At 71.4% G+C, this 15,972-nt stretch carries 16 protein-coding genes; 11 read left to right on the forward strand and 5 right to left on the reverse strand.

Annotated features, from left to right (window positions below):
• The gene (gene tal, locus ACH4PY_RS25790) at positions 1 to 1,119 is read right to left on the reverse strand and encodes a transaldolase (RefSeq protein ID WP_398187401.1); all 1,119 of its coding nucleotides are present in this window, start codon (positions 1,117 to 1,119) and stop codon (positions 1 to 3) included.
• Positions 1,120 to 1,155: 36 nt separating this feature from the next.
• Positions 1,156 to 3,243, reverse strand: coding sequence for a transketolase (gene tkt / locus ACH4PY_RS25795; RefSeq protein ID WP_398187404.1), 2,088 nt, complete (start codon positions 3,241 to 3,243; stop codon positions 1,156 to 1,158).
• 397 nt (positions 3,244 to 3,640) lie between these two features.
• Here tkt and ACH4PY_RS25800 point away from each other — a divergent pair, with 397 nt between their 5' ends.
• The 3 genes from ACH4PY_RS25800 to ACH4PY_RS25810 all read left to right on the forward strand — a co-directional run bounded on the left by ACH4PY_RS25800 (position 3,641) and on the right by ACH4PY_RS25810 (position 6,067).
• Positions 3,641 to 4,585, forward strand: coding sequence for a heme o synthase (locus ACH4PY_RS25800; protein ID WP_398187407.1), 945 nt, complete (start codon positions 3,641 to 3,643; stop codon positions 4,583 to 4,585).
• A gap of 50 nt (positions 4,586 to 4,635) precedes the next feature.
• Positions 4,636 to 4,950: a hypothetical protein gene (locus tag ACH4PY_RS25805; protein WP_398187410.1), complete on the forward strand. Its 315-nt coding sequence runs from the start codon at positions 4,636 to 4,638 to the stop codon at positions 4,948 to 4,950.
• A 67-nt stretch (positions 4,951 to 5,017) separates the two neighbouring features.
• A complete protein-coding gene (locus ACH4PY_RS25810) occupies positions 5,018 to 6,067 on the forward strand; it encodes an amidohydrolase (RefSeq protein WP_398187413.1) in 1,050 nt (349 codons plus the stop codon).
• A gap of 127 nt (positions 6,068 to 6,194) precedes the next feature.
• On the opposite strand, the gene ACH4PY_RS25815 is transcribed toward ACH4PY_RS25810, so the two are convergent.
• From ACH4PY_RS25815 to ACH4PY_RS25825, 3 genes are all read right to left on the reverse strand, one after another.
• Entirely contained in the window at positions 6,195 to 7,190 is a 996-nt protein-coding gene (locus ACH4PY_RS25815) for a heme A synthase (RefSeq protein ID WP_398187416.1), read from the reverse strand.
• Positions 7,191 to 7,256: 66 nt separating this feature from the next.
• Entirely contained in the window at positions 7,257 to 8,066 is an 810-nt protein-coding gene (locus tag ACH4PY_RS25820) for an ABC transporter permease (protein ID WP_398187419.1), read from the reverse strand.
• Positions 8,063 to 8,998: an ABC transporter ATP-binding protein gene (locus ACH4PY_RS25825; RefSeq protein ID WP_398187422.1), complete on the reverse strand. Its 936-nt coding sequence runs from the start codon at positions 8,996 to 8,998 to the stop codon at positions 8,063 to 8,065. Before ACH4PY_RS25825 ends, ACH4PY_RS25820 begins: the two co-directional genes overlap by 4 nt.
• Before the next feature lie 133 nt (positions 8,999 to 9,131).
• On the opposite strand from ACH4PY_RS25825, the gene ACH4PY_RS25830 reads away from it, so the two are divergent.
• The 8 genes from ACH4PY_RS25830 to ACH4PY_RS25865 all read left to right on the forward strand — a co-directional run bounded on the left by ACH4PY_RS25830 (position 9,132) and on the right by ACH4PY_RS25865 (position 15,789).
• Complete coding sequence (locus tag ACH4PY_RS25830) at positions 9,132 to 9,932, forward strand: helix-turn-helix transcriptional regulator (RefSeq protein WP_398187425.1); 801 nt, start codon at positions 9,132 to 9,134, stop codon at positions 9,930 to 9,932.
• Positions 9,929 to 11,350, forward strand: a complete 1,422-nt coding sequence (gene sufB, locus ACH4PY_RS25835; RefSeq protein WP_031520964.1) for a Fe-S cluster assembly protein SufB — start codon at positions 9,929 to 9,931, stop codon at positions 11,348 to 11,350. Before ACH4PY_RS25830 ends, sufB begins: the two co-directional genes overlap by 4 nt.
• Positions 11,351 to 11,434: 84 nt before the next feature.
• Positions 11,435 to 12,604, forward strand: a complete 1,170-nt coding sequence (gene sufD / locus ACH4PY_RS25840; protein WP_398187430.1) for a Fe-S cluster assembly protein SufD — start codon at positions 11,435 to 11,437, stop codon at positions 12,602 to 12,604.
• On the forward strand, positions 12,601 to 12,930 hold the full coding sequence (locus ACH4PY_RS25845) for a non-heme iron oxygenase ferredoxin subunit (protein ID WP_398187433.1): 330 nt from the start codon (positions 12,601 to 12,603) through the stop codon (positions 12,928 to 12,930). Before sufD ends, ACH4PY_RS25845 begins: the two co-directional genes overlap by 4 nt.
• Before the next feature lie 7 nt (positions 12,931 to 12,937).
• Entirely contained in the window at positions 12,938 to 13,702 is a 765-nt protein-coding gene (gene sufC, locus ACH4PY_RS25850; protein ID WP_398187436.1) for a Fe-S cluster assembly ATPase SufC, read from the forward strand.
• Positions 13,703 to 13,728: 26 nt separating this feature from the next.
• Positions 13,729 to 14,976 (forward strand): cysteine desulfurase, encoded by a 1,248-nt coding sequence (locus ACH4PY_RS25855; protein WP_398187656.1) that lies wholly within the window; start codon positions 13,729 to 13,731, stop codon positions 14,974 to 14,976.
• Between the two features lie 13 nt (positions 14,977 to 14,989).
• On the forward strand, positions 14,990 to 15,454 hold the full coding sequence (gene sufU, locus ACH4PY_RS25860) for a Fe-S cluster assembly sulfur transfer protein SufU (protein ID WP_398187439.1): 465 nt from the start codon (positions 14,990 to 14,992) through the stop codon (positions 15,452 to 15,454).
• Positions 15,451 to 15,789: a metal-sulfur cluster assembly factor gene (locus ACH4PY_RS25865; RefSeq protein ID WP_031520951.1), complete on the forward strand. Its 339-nt coding sequence runs from the start codon at positions 15,451 to 15,453 to the stop codon at positions 15,787 to 15,789. The genes sufU and ACH4PY_RS25865 overlap by 4 nt, the downstream gene beginning before the upstream one ends.
• Positions 15,790 to 15,972: the final 183 nt, after the last annotated feature.

Here is a 15,972-nt window from a genome sequence, read left to right on the forward strand (position 1 = left end):
TCAGGCCTCCGAAGGAGCGAGCCGTTCGAGTTCCGCCTTGGTGGAGTCCAGCAGTTCGTTCCAGGCCGTCTCGAACTTCTCGACGCCCTCGTCCTCCAGCAGCTGGACAACATCGTCGTACGAGATGCCGAGCGCCGCGATCGCGGCAAGCTCGGCACGCGACTGCTCGTACGTGCCCGCGATCGTGTTCCCGGTGACCTCGCCCTGCTCGGCGGTCGCCTCCAGGGTGGCCTCCGGCATGGTGTTGACCGTGTTGGGCGCGACCAGCTCGGTGACGTAGAGCGTCGCCGGGTAGTTCGGGTCCTTCACACCGGTGGAGGCCCACAGCGGGCGCTGCCGGTTGGCGCCGGCCCGCTCCAGGGCGGCCCAGCGGTCGGAACCGAAGACCTCCTCGTAGGCCTCGTAGGCCAGCCGGGCGTTCGCGACGGCGGCCTTGCCCTTGAGCGCCTTGGCCTCGTCCGTGCCGATCTTCTCCAGGCGCTTGTCGATCTCGGTGTCGACGCGGCTGACGAAGAAGGACGCCACGGAGTGGATCTGCGACACGTCCAGACCGGCCGCGTTCGCCTTCTCCAGGCCGGTCAGGTAGGCGTCCATGACCTCGCGGTAGCGCTCCAGCGAGAAGATCAGCGTGACGTTGACGCTGATGCCGCGCGCGGTGACGTCCGCGATGGCCGGCAGGCCCGCCTTCGTCGCCGGGATCTTGATGAGCGTGTTCGGCCGGTCCACCAGCCACGCGAGCTGCTTGGCCTCGGCGATCGTCGCCCGGGTGTCGTGTGCCAGCCGCGGGTCCACCTCGATCGAGACCCGGCCGTCGCGGCCGTTCGTGGTGTCGAAGATCGGGCGGAAGACGTCCGCCGCGTCCCGCACGTCGGCGGTGGTGATCATCCGCACCGCCTCGTCCGGGGTCAGCCGCCGCGCCGCCAGGTCGGTGACCTGGGTGTCGTACAGCTCGTCGCCGGAGATCGCCTTCTGGAAGATCGACGGGTTGGTGGTCGCCCCGACCACGTGGTTCTGGTCGATCAGCTCCTGCAGGTTGCCGGTCGTGATACGCCTGCGGGACATGTCGTCCAGCCAGATCGCGACGCCTTCGTCGGAGAGGCGCTTGAGTGCGTCTGTCATGGGAATTGCATCTCCTGGTATGTCGTGTTACCTGCGTCAGCGATCTGCGGCGGCGAGAGATTCCCGGGCCGCTGCGGCCACCGCCTCCGCGGTGAACCCGAACTCACGGAACAGCACGCCCGCGCTCGCCGAGGCACCGAAGTGCTCCAGGCTCACCACGCGTCCCGCGTCGCCCACGTAGCGGTACCAGGTCAGCGCGATGCCGGCCTCGACCGCGACCCGGGCCTTCACCGAGGGCGGCAGCACGCCGTCCCGGTACGCCTGGTCCTGCTCCTCGAACCACTCCACGCACGGCATCGAGACGACCCGCGTCGGGACGCCGGCCGCCTGGAGCTCCTCGCGCGCGCCCACCGCGAGCTGCACCTCGGAGCCGGTGGCGATGAGGATCACCTGCGCCGGGCCGCCCTCGGCCTCGAAGAGCACGTAACCGCCGCGCGCCGCGTCCTCGTTGCGGTCGTACGTCGGCAGGCCCTGGCGGCTGAGCGCCAGACCGTGCGGGGCGCCCTTGCCGAACTCCTTCGTCCAGCGCTTCTGGATCTCGCGCCACGCCACGACCGTCTCGTTGGCGTCCGCCGGGCGCACCACGTTCAGGCCCGGGATCGCGCGCAGCGAGGCCAGGTGCTCCACCGGCTGGTGGGTCGGGCCGTCCTCGCCGAGGCCGATCGAGTCGTGCGTCCACACGTACGTGACCGGCAGGTGCATGAGCGCCGACAGCCGGACCGCGTTGCGCATGTAGTCGGAGAAGACCAGGAACGTGCCGCCGTAGACACGGGTGTTGCCGTGCAGCGTGATGCCGTTCATCTCGGCGGCCATCGAGTGCTCGCGGATGCCGAAGTGCACCGTGCGGCCGTACGGCTGCGCCTCCGGCAGCGGGTTGCCGGCCGGCAGGAACGACGAGGTCTTGTCGATCGTGGTGTTGTTCGAGCCCGCGAGGTCGGCGGAGCCGCCCCACAGCTCGGGCACGATCGCGCCGAGCGCCTCCAGCACCTTGCCGGACGCCGCGCGGGTGGCGACGGACTTGCCGGTCTCGAACACCGGCAGGTGCTCCTCCCAGCCCGCGGGCAGCTCGGCCGCCGCGACCCGGTCGAAGGTGGCCGCGTGCTCCGGGTTGGCGGTGCGCCAGGCGGCGAAGGACTTCTCCCACTCCTGCCGGGCCTCGCGCCCGCGGTCACCGACCGCGCGGGTGTGGGCGATCACCGTGTCCTCGACCGCGAAGTGCTGGTCGGGGTCGAAGCCGAGCACCTCCTTGGTCGCGCGCACCTCGTCCTCGCCGAGCGCCGAGCCGTGCGCGGCCTCGGTGTTCTGCGCGTGCGGCGCGGGCCAGGCGATGATCGAGCGCATCGCGATGAAGGACGGCCGCTCGGTCTCCGCCTTGGCCGCCAGCAGCGCGGTGTACAGCGCCTGCGGGTCGAGGTCGCCGTTCTCCAGCGGCGCGACGCGCTGGACGTGCCAGCCGTACGCCTCGTAGCGCTTGAGGGTGTCCTCGGAGACCGCGGTCTCGGTGTCGCCCTCGATCGAGATGTGGTTGTCGTCCCACAGCAGCACCAGGTTGCCCAGCTTCTGGTGCCCGGCCATGGACGACGCCTCGGCCGAGATGCCCTCCTGGAGGCAGCCGTCACCGGCGATGGCCCAGATCATGTGGTCGAACGGCGAGGTGCCGGGGGCGGCGTCCGGGTCGAACAGGCCGCGCTCGTAGCGGGCGGCCATCGCCATGCCCACTGCGTTGGCGACACCCTGGCCGAGCGGGCCGGTGGTGGTCTCCACGCCCGTGGTGTGGCCGTACTCCGGGTGGCCGGGGGTCCGCGAACCCCAGGTGCGGAAGGCCTCCAGGTCCGCCAGCTCCAGGCCGTAACCGGCGAGGTAGAGCTGGGTGTAGAGCGTCAGGCTGCTGTGGCCCGCGGACAGCACGAAGCGGTCGCGGCCCGTCCAGTCGGCATCCGCGGGGTCGTGCCGCATCACCTTCTGGAAGAGCAGGTACGCGGCCGGGGCCAGGCTCATCGCGGTGCCGGGGTGGCCGTTGCCGACCTTCTGCACGGCGTCGGCGGCCAGGACTCGGGCGGTGTCAACGGCCCGCCGGTCCAGATCGGTCCAGTCAAGGTCTGCGGTGGTCGGCTGCTTGCTCACCCTGGGTCAGGGCTCCTCTCAACAATGTCGAACGCGCCGGTGACGTGGTGCCTACCCGACGCGGCTGAGCCTACCGCCGAGCGCGCTCACCTATTCGATCCTGCCCCCGTACGTCCGTGTTCGCCTCCCGAATCCCGGTGACGGCTCATATGCCCCGGTTGAACGGCGTAGGGACCACGTACGAACGCCGGAGAACACCGGACGAACACCCGATAACGGTCCGCGGTCCGGCGCCGGGGGCCGGGCCCGGCAACACGACCGACCCCGGAAGCAGCCGGGGTATTCCCTACGTCTAGAGTGGCGTGGTACGCGCAGGCCGCACCGTGGCCGGCCCGCTGGTGCAGCAGGCGGGGCCAGGTGTCCGCCGGCCTGCTGGACTCATCTCCTTGGGGTGTTCGTGACGGCCGTCGAAACCCGACCCGCGGGGGTCATCGCGACAGGCCCCGTGCATCGGCCGCTGGCGGCCCGTGTCATGGGGTTCGTGGCACTGACGAAACCGCGGATCATCGAGCTGCTGCTCATCACGACGGTTCCGGTCATGTTCCTGGCCGCCGGTGGCGTGCCGGACCTGTGGCTGGTCGTCGCGACCATGATCGGCGGCTATCTCTCCGCGGGGGGCGCCAACGCGCTCAACATGTACATCGACCGCGACATCGACGCGATGATGCACCGCACGGAGCAGCGTCCGCTGGTCACCGGGCTGATCTCGCCGCGCGAGGGCCTGGTCTTCGGCATCACCCTCTCCGTGGTCTCCACGGTGTGGTTCGCGCTCCTGGTCAACCCGCTGTCGGCGGGCCTGTCGCTCACCGCGATCCTCTACTACGTCTTCGTCTACACCCTCGGCCTCAAACGCCGCACCGCCCAGAACATCGTCTGGGGCGGGGTGGCCGGCTGCCTCCAGGTCTTCATCGGCTGGTCCGCCGTCCGCAACGAGCTGGCGTGGGCGCCCTTCGTCCTCTTCCTCGTCCTCTTCTTCTGGACGCCGCCGCACTACTGGCCGCTGTCCATGAAGGTCAAGGACGACTACGAGCGCGTCGGCGTCCCGATGCTCCCGGTCGTCGCGGGCAACCAGGTCGTGGCCCGGCAGATCGTCCTCTACAGCTGGGTCATGGTCCTGACCTCGCTCGCGCTGTGGTGGCCGCTCGGTGAGACGTCCTGGTTCTACCCCGTGGTCGCGGCCCTGCTGGGCGCCTTCTGGCTCAAGGAGGCGCATGCGCTGCACGCGCGGGCGAAGGCCGGGGTGACGGGCCCGAAGCTGAAGGAGATGCGGCTCTTCCACTGGTCGATCACGTACGCCACGCTGCTCTTCGTCGCCGTCGCGGTGGACCCCTTCCTGCACTGAGCGCCCCGCCCGCCGCGGCTGGGGCCCAGCTCTGGCTACCCGCGAGTAGCATGACGCCCATGGAGAGCAAAGGGACAGCGCGGCTCGCCCGGCAGGCAGCGCGCTTCGCGCAGGAGCACGGCGGCGCCGAAGCCACCGTCGAATACATCGGCGCCCGCGGCGCCCGCATCGTGCTGGTCGGACAGGACGGCGCCTGGGGCGACCTCGTCGCACCCGGCTACGACGCCGCCCGCGACGCGGTGACCGCCGCCGGCCTCACCCTCGCCGAGGACTTCGGGGGCGAACTCGCGGGCCGCGTGCGGACCGGGCCCTACGAGTGGCGAAGGATGGCCGGAATTCAGATCGGCGGCGGGTCGCACACCTGACGCTGTCACCTGCCATGAGGACCATGACGGGGTCCTGACGGGCGGGCAGGACGGCGAGGGGGCGGCGATGGCCGGGGCGCGGGCGCTCCAGCGGGGGCACCTGGTGGACGCGTACGGGCACGGTGTGCACCCCGCCGACCTCGGCATCGGCGCCTTCGAGGCCTGGCTGCCGGGGACCGCCGCGCCGCACACCACGCTCTTCGACAGCCCCGCCGGGTTCGCCGTACGCCGCTGGTGCCCGCCGCTGCTGGGCCTCGAACCGCACTGCGCCCCGGCGCGCTATCTGGCCAGACGCCGCGAGCTGGGCGCGTACGAGTCCGTACGGCGGCTGCTGCGCGGCACCGGCGTGGACACGTACCTGGTCGACACCGGCGAGCCCGGTGAGCTGGTGCCGCCGGCGGAACTCGCGGCGGCGGGCGGCGCGGCCGCGTACGAGATCGTGCGGCTGGAGCAGATGGCCCAGCAGGTTGCCGACACCTCCGGAACGGCAGGGGGCTTTCTGGCCAATCTCGCCGAGTCCGCGCGGGGCGCCGCGCTGGGCGCGGTGGGCTTCGCGTGCGCGGCGGAGGAGCTGGACGGCGGGCCGCCCGGCCCCTCGGAGCTGGGGTCCGCCGCCGCGCGCTGGCTCGGCTCCCGCCGGGTGGGCGAGCGGCCCGCCGACCCCGTACTGCTGCGGCACCTCGCCTGGCAGGCGGTGGCGGAGGGCCTGCCGCTGCTGTTGCGGCACCGCCAGGACGGGCCGGGACCCGACGCCGCCGCCCGGTTCCTGCGGGACACCGCGGGGGAGGGCACGGACGTCGTACTGCTGCCGGGACCGGCCCACGAGACCGCGGCGGCACGCCTCGCGGGGGAGCTGGCACATGTCTACGTGGGGGTCGGCGGGGACCCCGGACCCGTGCTCGCGCTGGCGCCCTTCGGCAAGGTGCTCTACGCCGGCGGCGCGGTGGGGCTGGCCGAGCTGCACGTTGCCGCGGCGCGGGGGTTCCGGGCGGCCCTGGAGTCCTTCGCCGCCGCGCGGGTCGGGGCGGGGGAGTGGTCCGCGTCCGACGCGGGGCGCGTTGCCGCGCTGGTGGGGGCGGAGAACGCCCGGCGCGTCTTCGGCCTGCCGGCCGGGTGAGGGTAAGGCCCCGGGCTGCGGCTTGCGGGCCGCCGCGCGACCTTCCGCCGGTGGGGGCTGAGCGCGCAGTTCTCCCCCAGGCTCCGCCTGGGAGGTGCCCCCACGCGCCCCTGCGGGGCGCCGTGGCTCAGCTCAGGACGCTCTCTCGCGCTGCGGCGGACTGAAGGGCTTCTCCCGGTTCGGATTCCGGGCGTTCGCGCATCGCGAGGACCACGCGGAGGACGGCGATCCAGACGAGGCTCGCGCCGAACATGTGGAGGTCGACGAGGGCCGCCGGGAGGTGGGTGAAGTACTGGACGTAGCCGATGACGCCCTGGGCCATGAGGACGGCGAAGAGTTCGGTCACGCGGCGCTGGGGGCCGCGGGGGGCGTCGACCGCGCGCAGGACGAACCAGAGGGCGATCGTCAGGCCGACGACGATCCAGGCGAAGTCGGCGTGCAGCTGGGCGATGGTCTTCCAGTCGACCTCGATGCGCTGGAGCTTGTACTTGCCGCTGCTGTCGCCGGGGTGCGGGCCCGCGCCCGTGACCAGCGTGCCCACCGTGATCAGCACCGCGGAGGCGGCGACGAGCACCAGGCCCAGCTGGCGTACCGGCTTGCCGACCAGCGGGCGCGGGGAGGCGTCGCCCTCGGCGGTGCGCTGCCAGGTGAGGACCGCGACCGTGATGAGGGCCGCGGTGAGCAGGAAGTGCAGCGCGACGACGTACGGGTTGAGCTTGGTCAGGACGGTCAGGCCGCCCCAGATCGCGTTGCCGACGACGACCCAGAACTGGGCCCACGCGAGCCGGTGGAGGCCGGTGCGGTGCGGCTCCATCGCGCGGATCGCGATGATCGCCCAGCCGACCGCCGCGCACAGCACGTACGTCAGCATGCGGTTGCTGATCTCGATGGCGTGGTGGATGCCCATCTCGCGGGTGCCGAGCAGGCTGTCCCCGCTGCACGTGGGCCAGGTCGGGCAGCCCAGGCCGGACGCGGTGAGCCGGACCGCGCCGCCGGTGATCACGATGACCACGGACATCACCAGGGCGGCCAGGGTCGCCCGGCGGACCGTCACGGGGTCCGGGGTCCACCTGGCGGCGATGAAGGCGAGCGGGTTTCGCGCGATTTCGGGCAGCTTCGGCACGAAGCCATCGTAGGCGCCTCCTTGTGCGTGTTTTCACGAGGGGGCCCGCGCGGGGTCCGTGGGCGGCTATTCCCAGCGGAAGAAGCGGCTCGCGGCGGCCAGTGCGACGGCCGCCCACACCGCGAGGATGCCCAGGTCGGCCCAGGGCATCGCGGCGCCGTCCCGCAGGACGTCGCGCAGGCCGTCGGACAGGGCGGACACGGGCAGCAGCTGGAGCACGTCCCGTACGGGGCCGGAGAACTTGTCCATCGGCACGATGACCCCGCCGCCGATGAGCAGCAGCAGGAAGACCAGGTTGGCGGCGGCGAGCGTGGCCTCGGCGCGCAGCGTGCCCGCCATCAGCAGGCCGAGCCCGGAGAAGGCGGCGGTGCCGAGCAGCAGCAGGACGAGCACGGCGAGCGGGTTGCCGTGCGGGGACCAGCCGAGCGCGAAGGCGATCACGACCAGGAGCACGACCTGGAGCAGCTCGGTGACCAGCACCGAGCAGGTCTTGGCGGTCAGCAGCGCCCAGCGCGGCAGCGGCGAGGCGCCGAGCCGCTTGAGCACGCCGTAGCGGCGCTCGAAGCCGGTGGCGATGGCCTGGCCGGTGAAGGCGGTGGAGGGCACGGCGAGCGCGAGGACGCCGGGGGCGAGGAAGTCGACGGACTTGCCCGCGCCGGTGTCGACGATGTCGACGGAGCTGAAGACGAGCAGCAGCAGCGCCGGGATCACGACGGTGAGCAGCAGCTGCTCGCCGTTGCGCAGCAGCATCTTCGTCTCCAGCACCGCCTGGGCGCGGATCATCGTGGCGGTCCCGGCGGGGCCGGGGCCCGGGGCGAACATGCCGGCGTGCGGGGCGTCCGGCGCGGTGTCCGTGGTGCTCGTGGTGGCGGTCATCCGCGCAGCTCCCTGCCGGTCAGTTCCAAGAAGACGTCCTCCAGGGTGCGCCGCTCCACCGCGAGCCCCTCGGGGAGGACGCCGTGCTGGGCGCACCAGGAGGTGACGGTGGCCAGCAGCTGCGGGTCCACCTTGCCCTCGATGCGGTAGCTGCCGGGGCCCAGCTCGGCGGCGGTGCTGTCGGCGGGCAGCGCCTTGAGCAGCGAGGCGAGGTCCAGGCCGGGGCGGCCGGTGAAGCGCAGGGTGCCCTCGGCGCCGCCGCGGCACAGCTCCTCCGGGGTGCCGCGGGCTATCGCGCGGCCGGCGTCGATGATGACGACCTGGTCGGCGAGCTGCTCGGCCTCGTCCATGAAGTGGGTGGTCAGCACGACGCCGACGCCGTCGGCGCGCAGCTCGCGCACCAGGTCCCAGGTGGCGCGGCGGGCCTGGGGGTCCAGGCCCGCGGTGGGCTCGTCGAGGAAGACCAGCTCGGGGCGGCCGACGACGGCCATGGCGAGCGCGAGCCGCTGCTGCTGCCCGCCGGACAGCCGGCGGTAGGCGGTGCGGCCGCAGGATTCCAGGCCGAGCCGTTCGATGAGCAGCGCCGGGTCCACCGGACGGGCGTGCAGCGCGGCGGTGTGCCGGAGCATCTCCTCGGCGCGGGCGCCGGGGTAGACGCCGCCGGACTGGAGCATCACGCCGATCCGGGGGCGCAGCGCCGCCCCCTCGGTGACGGGGTCCAGCCCGAGGACGCGTACGCTTCCGGAGTCCGGGCGGCGGTAGCCTTCGCACACCTCGACGGTGGTGGTCTTGCCCGCTCCGTTGGGGCCGAGCACGGCGGTGACGCTGCCGCGCGGCACCACGAGGTCGAGACCGTCGACCGCGGCCTTGGCCCCGTACCGCTTGACCAGACCGGCCACCTCGACAGCAGGGACCCCGGACGCGTTTCGCATGGGACGAGTCTAGGGAGCCGGGGGAGCGGATCCGGCCGCGGGGCGGAATTAGGTGACCCTAAGTGACGCAGCACACCGCGGGTGGTGCCGAGGCGGCTTGCCCGTGCCTGAGGAATTACGCAACAATGTCTTTGTGAAATACGTCGGTGGTGCCGCTCAGGAGGCGGCGGAGGAGCAGACGACCGGGGAGCGGCGCACCCGCAACCGGGTCGCCCGGTCCATCCTGAACCACGGACCGTCCACCGCCGCCGATCTGGCGCAGCGGCTGGGCCTCACCCAGGCCGCCGTCCGCCGCCACCTCGACGCGCTCGTCGCGGAGAACGTGGTGGAGCCCCGCGAGCAGCGGGTCTACGGCCAGCGCGGCCGTGGCCGCCCGGCCAAGGTCTTCGCGCTCACCGACTGCGGCCGGGACGCCTTCGACCAGGCCTACGACGCCCTCGCGGCCGACGCGCTGCGCTGGATCGCCGAGACCGCCGGCGGCGGAGCCGACGGGCAGGCCGCCGTGTCGGCCTTCGCGCGGGCACGCGTCGCCGCGCAGGCCGAGCGCTACCGCGCCGCCGTCGAGGCCGCGGCCCCCGAGGACCGCACCCGGGCGCTGGCCCGCGCGCTGTCCGCTGACGGCTACGCGGCGACCACGGCCGCGACCAACAGCGACTCCGGCCCCGCCGGGGAGCAGCTGTGCCAGCACCACTGCCCGGTCGCCCATACGGCCGAGCAGTTCCCCGAGCTGTGCGAGGCGGAGGCGGAAGTCTTCTCCCGGCTGCTCGGCACCCACGTCCAGCGGCTGGCCACCATCGCCCACGGCGACGGCGTGTGCACGACCTTCGTGCCGAGAGCCCCGCAGGCGCCGCAGACGGCGCAGCTCGGAACCGCTGACAGCACCACCCACACCGATCAGGCAACAGCCCGCACGTCCGGGAGGAACCCCGCATGACTGCTCCCACCGAGACCACTCACCCGGAGCTGGAAGGCATCGGCAACTACGAGTACGGCTGGGCCGACTCCGACATCGCCGGCGCGTCCGCCCGGCGCGGGCTGTCCGAGGACGTGGTCCGGGACATCTCCGCGAAGAAGGGCGAGCCGGAGTGGATGCTGAAGCTGCGGCTCAAGGGCCTGCGGCTGTTCGGCAAGAAGCCCATGCCGACCTGGGGCTCGGACCTGTCGGGCATCGACTTCGACAACATCAAGTACTTCGTGCGGTCCACCGAGAAGCAGGCCGAGTCCTGGGAGGACCTGCCGGAGGACATCAAGAACACCTACGACAGGCTCGGCATCCCGGAGGCGGAGAAGCAGCGCCTGGTCGCCGGTGTCGCCGCGCAGTACGAGTCCGAGGTGGTCTACCACCAGATCCGCGAGGACCTGGAGAGCCAGGGCGTCATCTTCCAGGACACCGACACCGCGCTGCGCGAGCACCCGGAGCTGTTCCAGGAGTACTTCGGCACGGTCATCCCGGCCGGTGACAACAAGTTCGCGTCGCTGAACACCGCGGTGTGGTCCGGCGGGTCGTTCATCTACGTCCCCAAGGGCGTGCACGTGGACATCCCGCTGCAGGCCTACTTCCGGATCAACACCGAGAACATGGGCCAGTTCGAGCGGACGCTGATCATCGTCGACGAGGACGCGTACGTCCACTACGTCGAGGGCTGCACCGCGCCGATCTACAAGTCCGACTCGCTGCACTCGGCCGTCGTCGAGATCATCGTGAAGAAGGGCGGCCGCTGCCGCTACACGACGATCCAGAACTGGTCGAACAACGTCTACAACCTGGTGACCAAGCGCGCCGTCGCCTACGAGGGCGCCACCATGGAGTGGGTCGACGGCAACATCGGCTCCAAGGTCACCATGAAGTACCCGGCCGTCTACCTGATGGGCGAGCACGCCAAGGGCGAGACGCTGTCCATCGCGTTCGCCGGCGAGGGCCAGCACCAGGACGCGGGCGCCAAGATGGTGCACATGGCGCCGAACACGTCGTCCAACATCGTCTCCAAGTCGGTGGCGCGCGGCGGCGGCCGCACCTCCTACCGCGGCCTCATCGAGATCGGCGAGGGCTCGGCGGGATCGAAGTCCAACGTGCTGTGCGACGCGCTGCTGATCGACACCGTCTCGCGCTCCGACACCTACCCGTACGTCGACGTCCGCGAGGACGACGTGTCGATGGGCCACGAGGCGACCGTCTCCAAGGTCTCCGACGACCAGCTCTTCTACCTCATGAGCCGTGGACTGACCGAGTTCGAGGCCATGGCGATGATCGTGCGCGGCTTCGTCGAGCCGATCGCCAAGGAGCTGCCGATGGAGTACGCCCTGGAACTGAACCGGCTGATCGAGCTGCAGATGGAGGGCGCCGTCGGCTGACGGCCGGCCCGCCTCCCGTACCCCGCTCGCGACGTTCGGCGAGCCTTCCCGAGTTCCTCCCGAAAGAGAGCTGTACGACTAGCCATGGCTGACATCACCCCTGCGGGCAGCACCACGGACGGTGCCATCACGGTGGGACAGCCCGCCGACGCCCGGGTCAGCGCGGCCCCGTCCTACGACGTGGCCGACTTCCCGGTGCCGCACGGCCGCGAGGAGGAGTGGCGCTTCACTCCGCTGGAACGCCTGCGCGGGCTGCACGACGGCACCGCCGAGGCCACCGGCGCCCTGCGCGTCGAGGTGACCGCCCCGGAGGGGGTCACGGTGCAGACCGTGGACCGCACCGACCCGCGGATCGGCCGCGCGGGCAAGCCCGTCGACCGGGTCGCCGCGCAGGCGTTCAGCTCCTTCGAGAAGGCCTCGGTCGTCAGCATCCCCAAGGACACGATCCTGACCGAGCCGGTCAGGATCGCCGTCCACGGCGAGGGCGGCACGTCCTTCGGCCACCAGGTCGTCGAGGTCGGCGCCTTCGCCGAGGCCGTCGTCGTCATCGACCACACCGGCGACACCACCTTCGCCGCCAACGTCGAGTACCTGATCGGCGACGGCGCCAAGCTCACCGTGGTGTCCGTGCAGGACTGGGACGACACCGCCGTGCACGCCGCCCAGCACACCGCCCTGGTCGGCCGCGACGCCAGCTTCAAGTCGGTCGTCGTGACCTTCGGCGGCGACCTGGTCCGCCTGCACCCGCGGGTCGTCTACGGCGCCCCCGGCGGCGAGGCCGAGCTGTACGGGCTGTACTTCACCGACGAGGGCCAGCATCAGGAACACCGGCTCTTCATCGACCACGACACCCCGCACTGCCGCTCCGACGTCGCCTACAAGGGCGCGCTGCAGGGCCAGGACGCGCACGCGGTGTGGATCGGCGACGTGCTCATCCGGGCCGCCGCCGAGGGCACCGACACCTACGAGCTGAACCGCAACCTGGTCCTCACCGACGGCGCCCGCGTCGACTCGGTGCCGAACCTGGAGATCGAGACCGGCGAGATCGTCGGCGCCGGTCACGCCTCCGCGACCGGCCGCTTCGACGACGAGCAGCTCTTCTACCTCCAGTCCCGCGGCATCCGCAGCCAGGAGGCGCGCCGCCTGGTCGTCCGCGGCTTCTTCGGCGAGCTGGTCCAGCAGATCGGCCTGGCCGACCTGGAGGAGCGGCTGATGGCGAAGATCGACGCGGAGCTGGAGGCGTCCGTCGGATGACCGCCACCGAGGCGTACGTCGCCGTCTGCAAGCTCGCCGAGCTGGAGGAGGACACTCCCCGCCGGGTCGAGATCGACGGCACCCCGGTGTCCGTCGTCTCCACCGGCGGTGACGTCTACGCCATCCACGACATCTGCTCGCACGCCAACGTCTCGCTCTCCGAGGGCGAGGTCGAGGACTGCCAGATCGAGTGCTGGCTGCACGGGTCCCGTTTCGACCTGCGCACCGGCAAGCCCTCCGGGCTGCCCGCCACGCGGCCCGTGCCCGTATACCCCGTCAAGATCGTTGGGGACGACGTGCTCGTCTCCGTCACCCAGGAGTCCTGAGTCACCCATGGCCACGCTTGAAATCCACGACCTGCACGTCACCGTCGAGGCCGACAACTCCACCAAGGAGATCCTCAAGGGCGTCGACCTGACCGTGAAGCAGGGGGAGACCCACGCGATCATGGGTCCCAACGGCTCCGGCAAGTCCACCCTCGCGTACTCGCTCGCGGGCCACCCCAAGTACACGATCACCGGCGGCACCGTCACGCTCGACGGCGAGGACGTCCTCGCGATGAGCGTCGACGAGCGCGCCCGCGCCGGCCTCTTCCTGGCCATGCAGTACCCGGTCGAGGTCCCCGGCGTCTCCGTCTCCAACTTCCTGCGCACCTCCGCGACCGCCATCCGTGGCGAGGCCCCCAAGCTGCGCACGTGGGTCAAGGAGGTCAAGGAGACGATGGAGCGGCTCCAGATGGACCCCTCCTTCGCCGAGCGCAACGTCAACGAGGGCTTCTCCGGCGGTGAGAAGAAGCGCCACGAGATCCTCCAGCTCGAGCTGCTCAAGCCGCACATCGCGATCCTCGACGAGACCGATTCCGGCCTGGACGTGGACGCGCTGCGCATCGTCTCCGAGGGCGTCAACCGGGTACGCGAGTCCGGCGAGGTCGGCACCCTGCTGATCACCCACTACACGCGCATCCTGCGGTACATCAAGCCCGACTTCGTCCACGTCTTCGCCGCCGGCCGCATCGCCGAGTCCGGTGGCGCGGAGCTGGCCGACAAGCTGGAGGAAGAGGGCTACGAGTCCTACGTGAAGGGTGGCGCTGCCGCGTGACACTCCCCCCGCCGACCCGGCGGCCCCTGCCCGGCCTCCTCGACACCGAGGCGATCCGCAAGGACTTCCCGGCCCTCGACCGGGTCGTCCACGACGGCAAGAAGCTCGTCTACCTGGACAACGCGGCGACCTCGCAGAAGCCGCGCCAGGTCCTCGACGTGCTGAACGCGTACTACGAGCGTTCCAACGCCAACGTCCACCGCGGTGTGCACGTGCTCGCCGAGGAGGCCACCGCGCTGTACGAGGGCGCGCGCGACAAGGTCGCCGCGTTCATCAACGCGCCCAGCCGCGACGAGGTCATCTTCACCAAGAACGCCTCCGAGTCGCTCAACCTGGTCGCGAACATGCTCGGCTGGGCGGACGAGCCGTACCGGGTCGACCGGGACACCGAGATCGTCATCACCGAGATGGAGCACCACTCCAACATCGTCCCGTGGCAGCTGCTCTCGCAGCGCACCGGCGCGACGCTGAAGTGGTTCGGCCTCACCGACGACGGCCGGCTCGACCTGTCCGACATCGAGCAGGTCATCACCGAGAAGACGAAGATCGTCTCCTTCGTGCTGGTGTCCAACATCCTCGGCACCGTCAACCCGGTCGAGGCCATCGTGCGCCGCGCCCAGGACGTCGGCGCCCTGGTGCTCATCGACGCCTCGCAGGCCGCCCCGCACATGGTGCTGGACGTGCAGGCGCTCGGCGCCGACTTCGTGGCCTTCACCGGCCACAAGATGGTCGGCCCGACCGGCATCGGTGTGCTGTGGGGCCGCCAGGAACTGCTGGAGGACCTGCCGCCCTTCCTCGGCGGCGGCGAGATGATCGAGACCGTCTCGATGCACTCCTCCACCTACGCGCCCGCGCCGCACAAGTTCGAGGCCGGCACCCCGCCGATCGCCCAGGCCATCGGCCTCGGCGCGGCAGTGGACTACCTCACCGCGATCGGCCTGGACAAGATCGCCGCGCACGAGCACACGCTCACCGAGTACGCGCTGGAGCGGCTGCGCGACGTCCCGTCGCTGCGCATCATCGGCCCCGACACCGCGCAGGACCGGGGCTCGGCGATCTCCTTCACGCTCGGCGACATCCACCCGCACGACGTGGGACAGGTGCTCGACGAGCAGGGCATCGCCGTCCGGGTCGGCCACCACTGCGCCCGCCCGGTCTGCCTGCGGTACGGAATTCCCGCGACCACGCGAGCGTCGTTCTATCTGTACTCCACTCCGGCCGAGGTCGACGCCCTGGTCGACGGGCTGGAGCAGGTCAGGAACTTCTTCGGGTGATGGTGGTGCTGCTGTGAAGCTGGACTCGATGTACCAGGACGTGATCCTGGACCACTACAAGCACCCGCACGGGCGCGGCCTGCGCGACGGCCAGGCCGAGGTGCACCACGTCAACCCCACCTGCGGGGACGAGATCACCCTGCGGGTACGGATGGACGGCGAGACCGTCGGCGACGTCTCGTACGAGGGCCAGGGCTGCTCCATCAGCCAGGCCAGCGCGTCCGTCCTCAACGACCTGCTGGTCGGCAAGGAACTGGCCGAGGCGCGGAAGATCCAGGAGACCTTCCTGGAGCTGATGCAGTCTCGTGGCCAGATCGAGCCCGACGACGCGATGGAGGAGGTGCTGGAGGACGCCGTCGCGTTCGCCGGCGTCTCGAAATACCCGGCGCGGGTCAAGTGCGCGCTGCTGAGCTGGATGGCCTGGAAGGACGCCACGGCGCAGGCGCTGTCCGGCACCACCCCCGAGGAGACCGCATGACTGACGGCACCGAGGTCGCGCTGAAGCCGGCCTCCGAGGAAGAGATCCGCGAGGCGCTGTACGACGTCGTCGACCCCGAACTGGGCATCGACGTCGTCAACCTGGGCCTCATCTACGGCATCCACGTCGACGACTCCAACGTCGCCACCCTGGACATGACCCTCACGTCCGCGGCCTGCCCGCTGACCGACGTGATCGAGGAGCAGGCCCAGACCGCGACGGAGGGCATCGTCGCCGACCTGAAGATCAACTGGGTCTGGATGCCGCCGTGGGGCCCGGAGAAGATCACCGACGACGGCCGCGAGCAATTGCGTGCCCTGGGCTTCAACGTCTGAGCTGCCCTCCGCGGAGGGGCTCTTTCTGCCCCGCCGGGCACGCGTTTTTAGGGGCGCGGGGGGGGCCCCCCCCCGGGCCCCCCGGGGGGGGGGCCCCCCCCCGCACAGGTATTTGCCCGCGCCGGGGGCGCCGGCGGATAAAAAAACCCCCCGCCGCGGGGGCCCGGGGGGATGGCCGGGGCC

This window comes from Streptomyces sp. NPDC021224 (assembly GCF_044332905.1).
Taxonomy (GTDB): Bacteria; Actinomycetota; Actinomycetes; order Streptomycetales; family Streptomycetaceae; genus Actinacidiphila.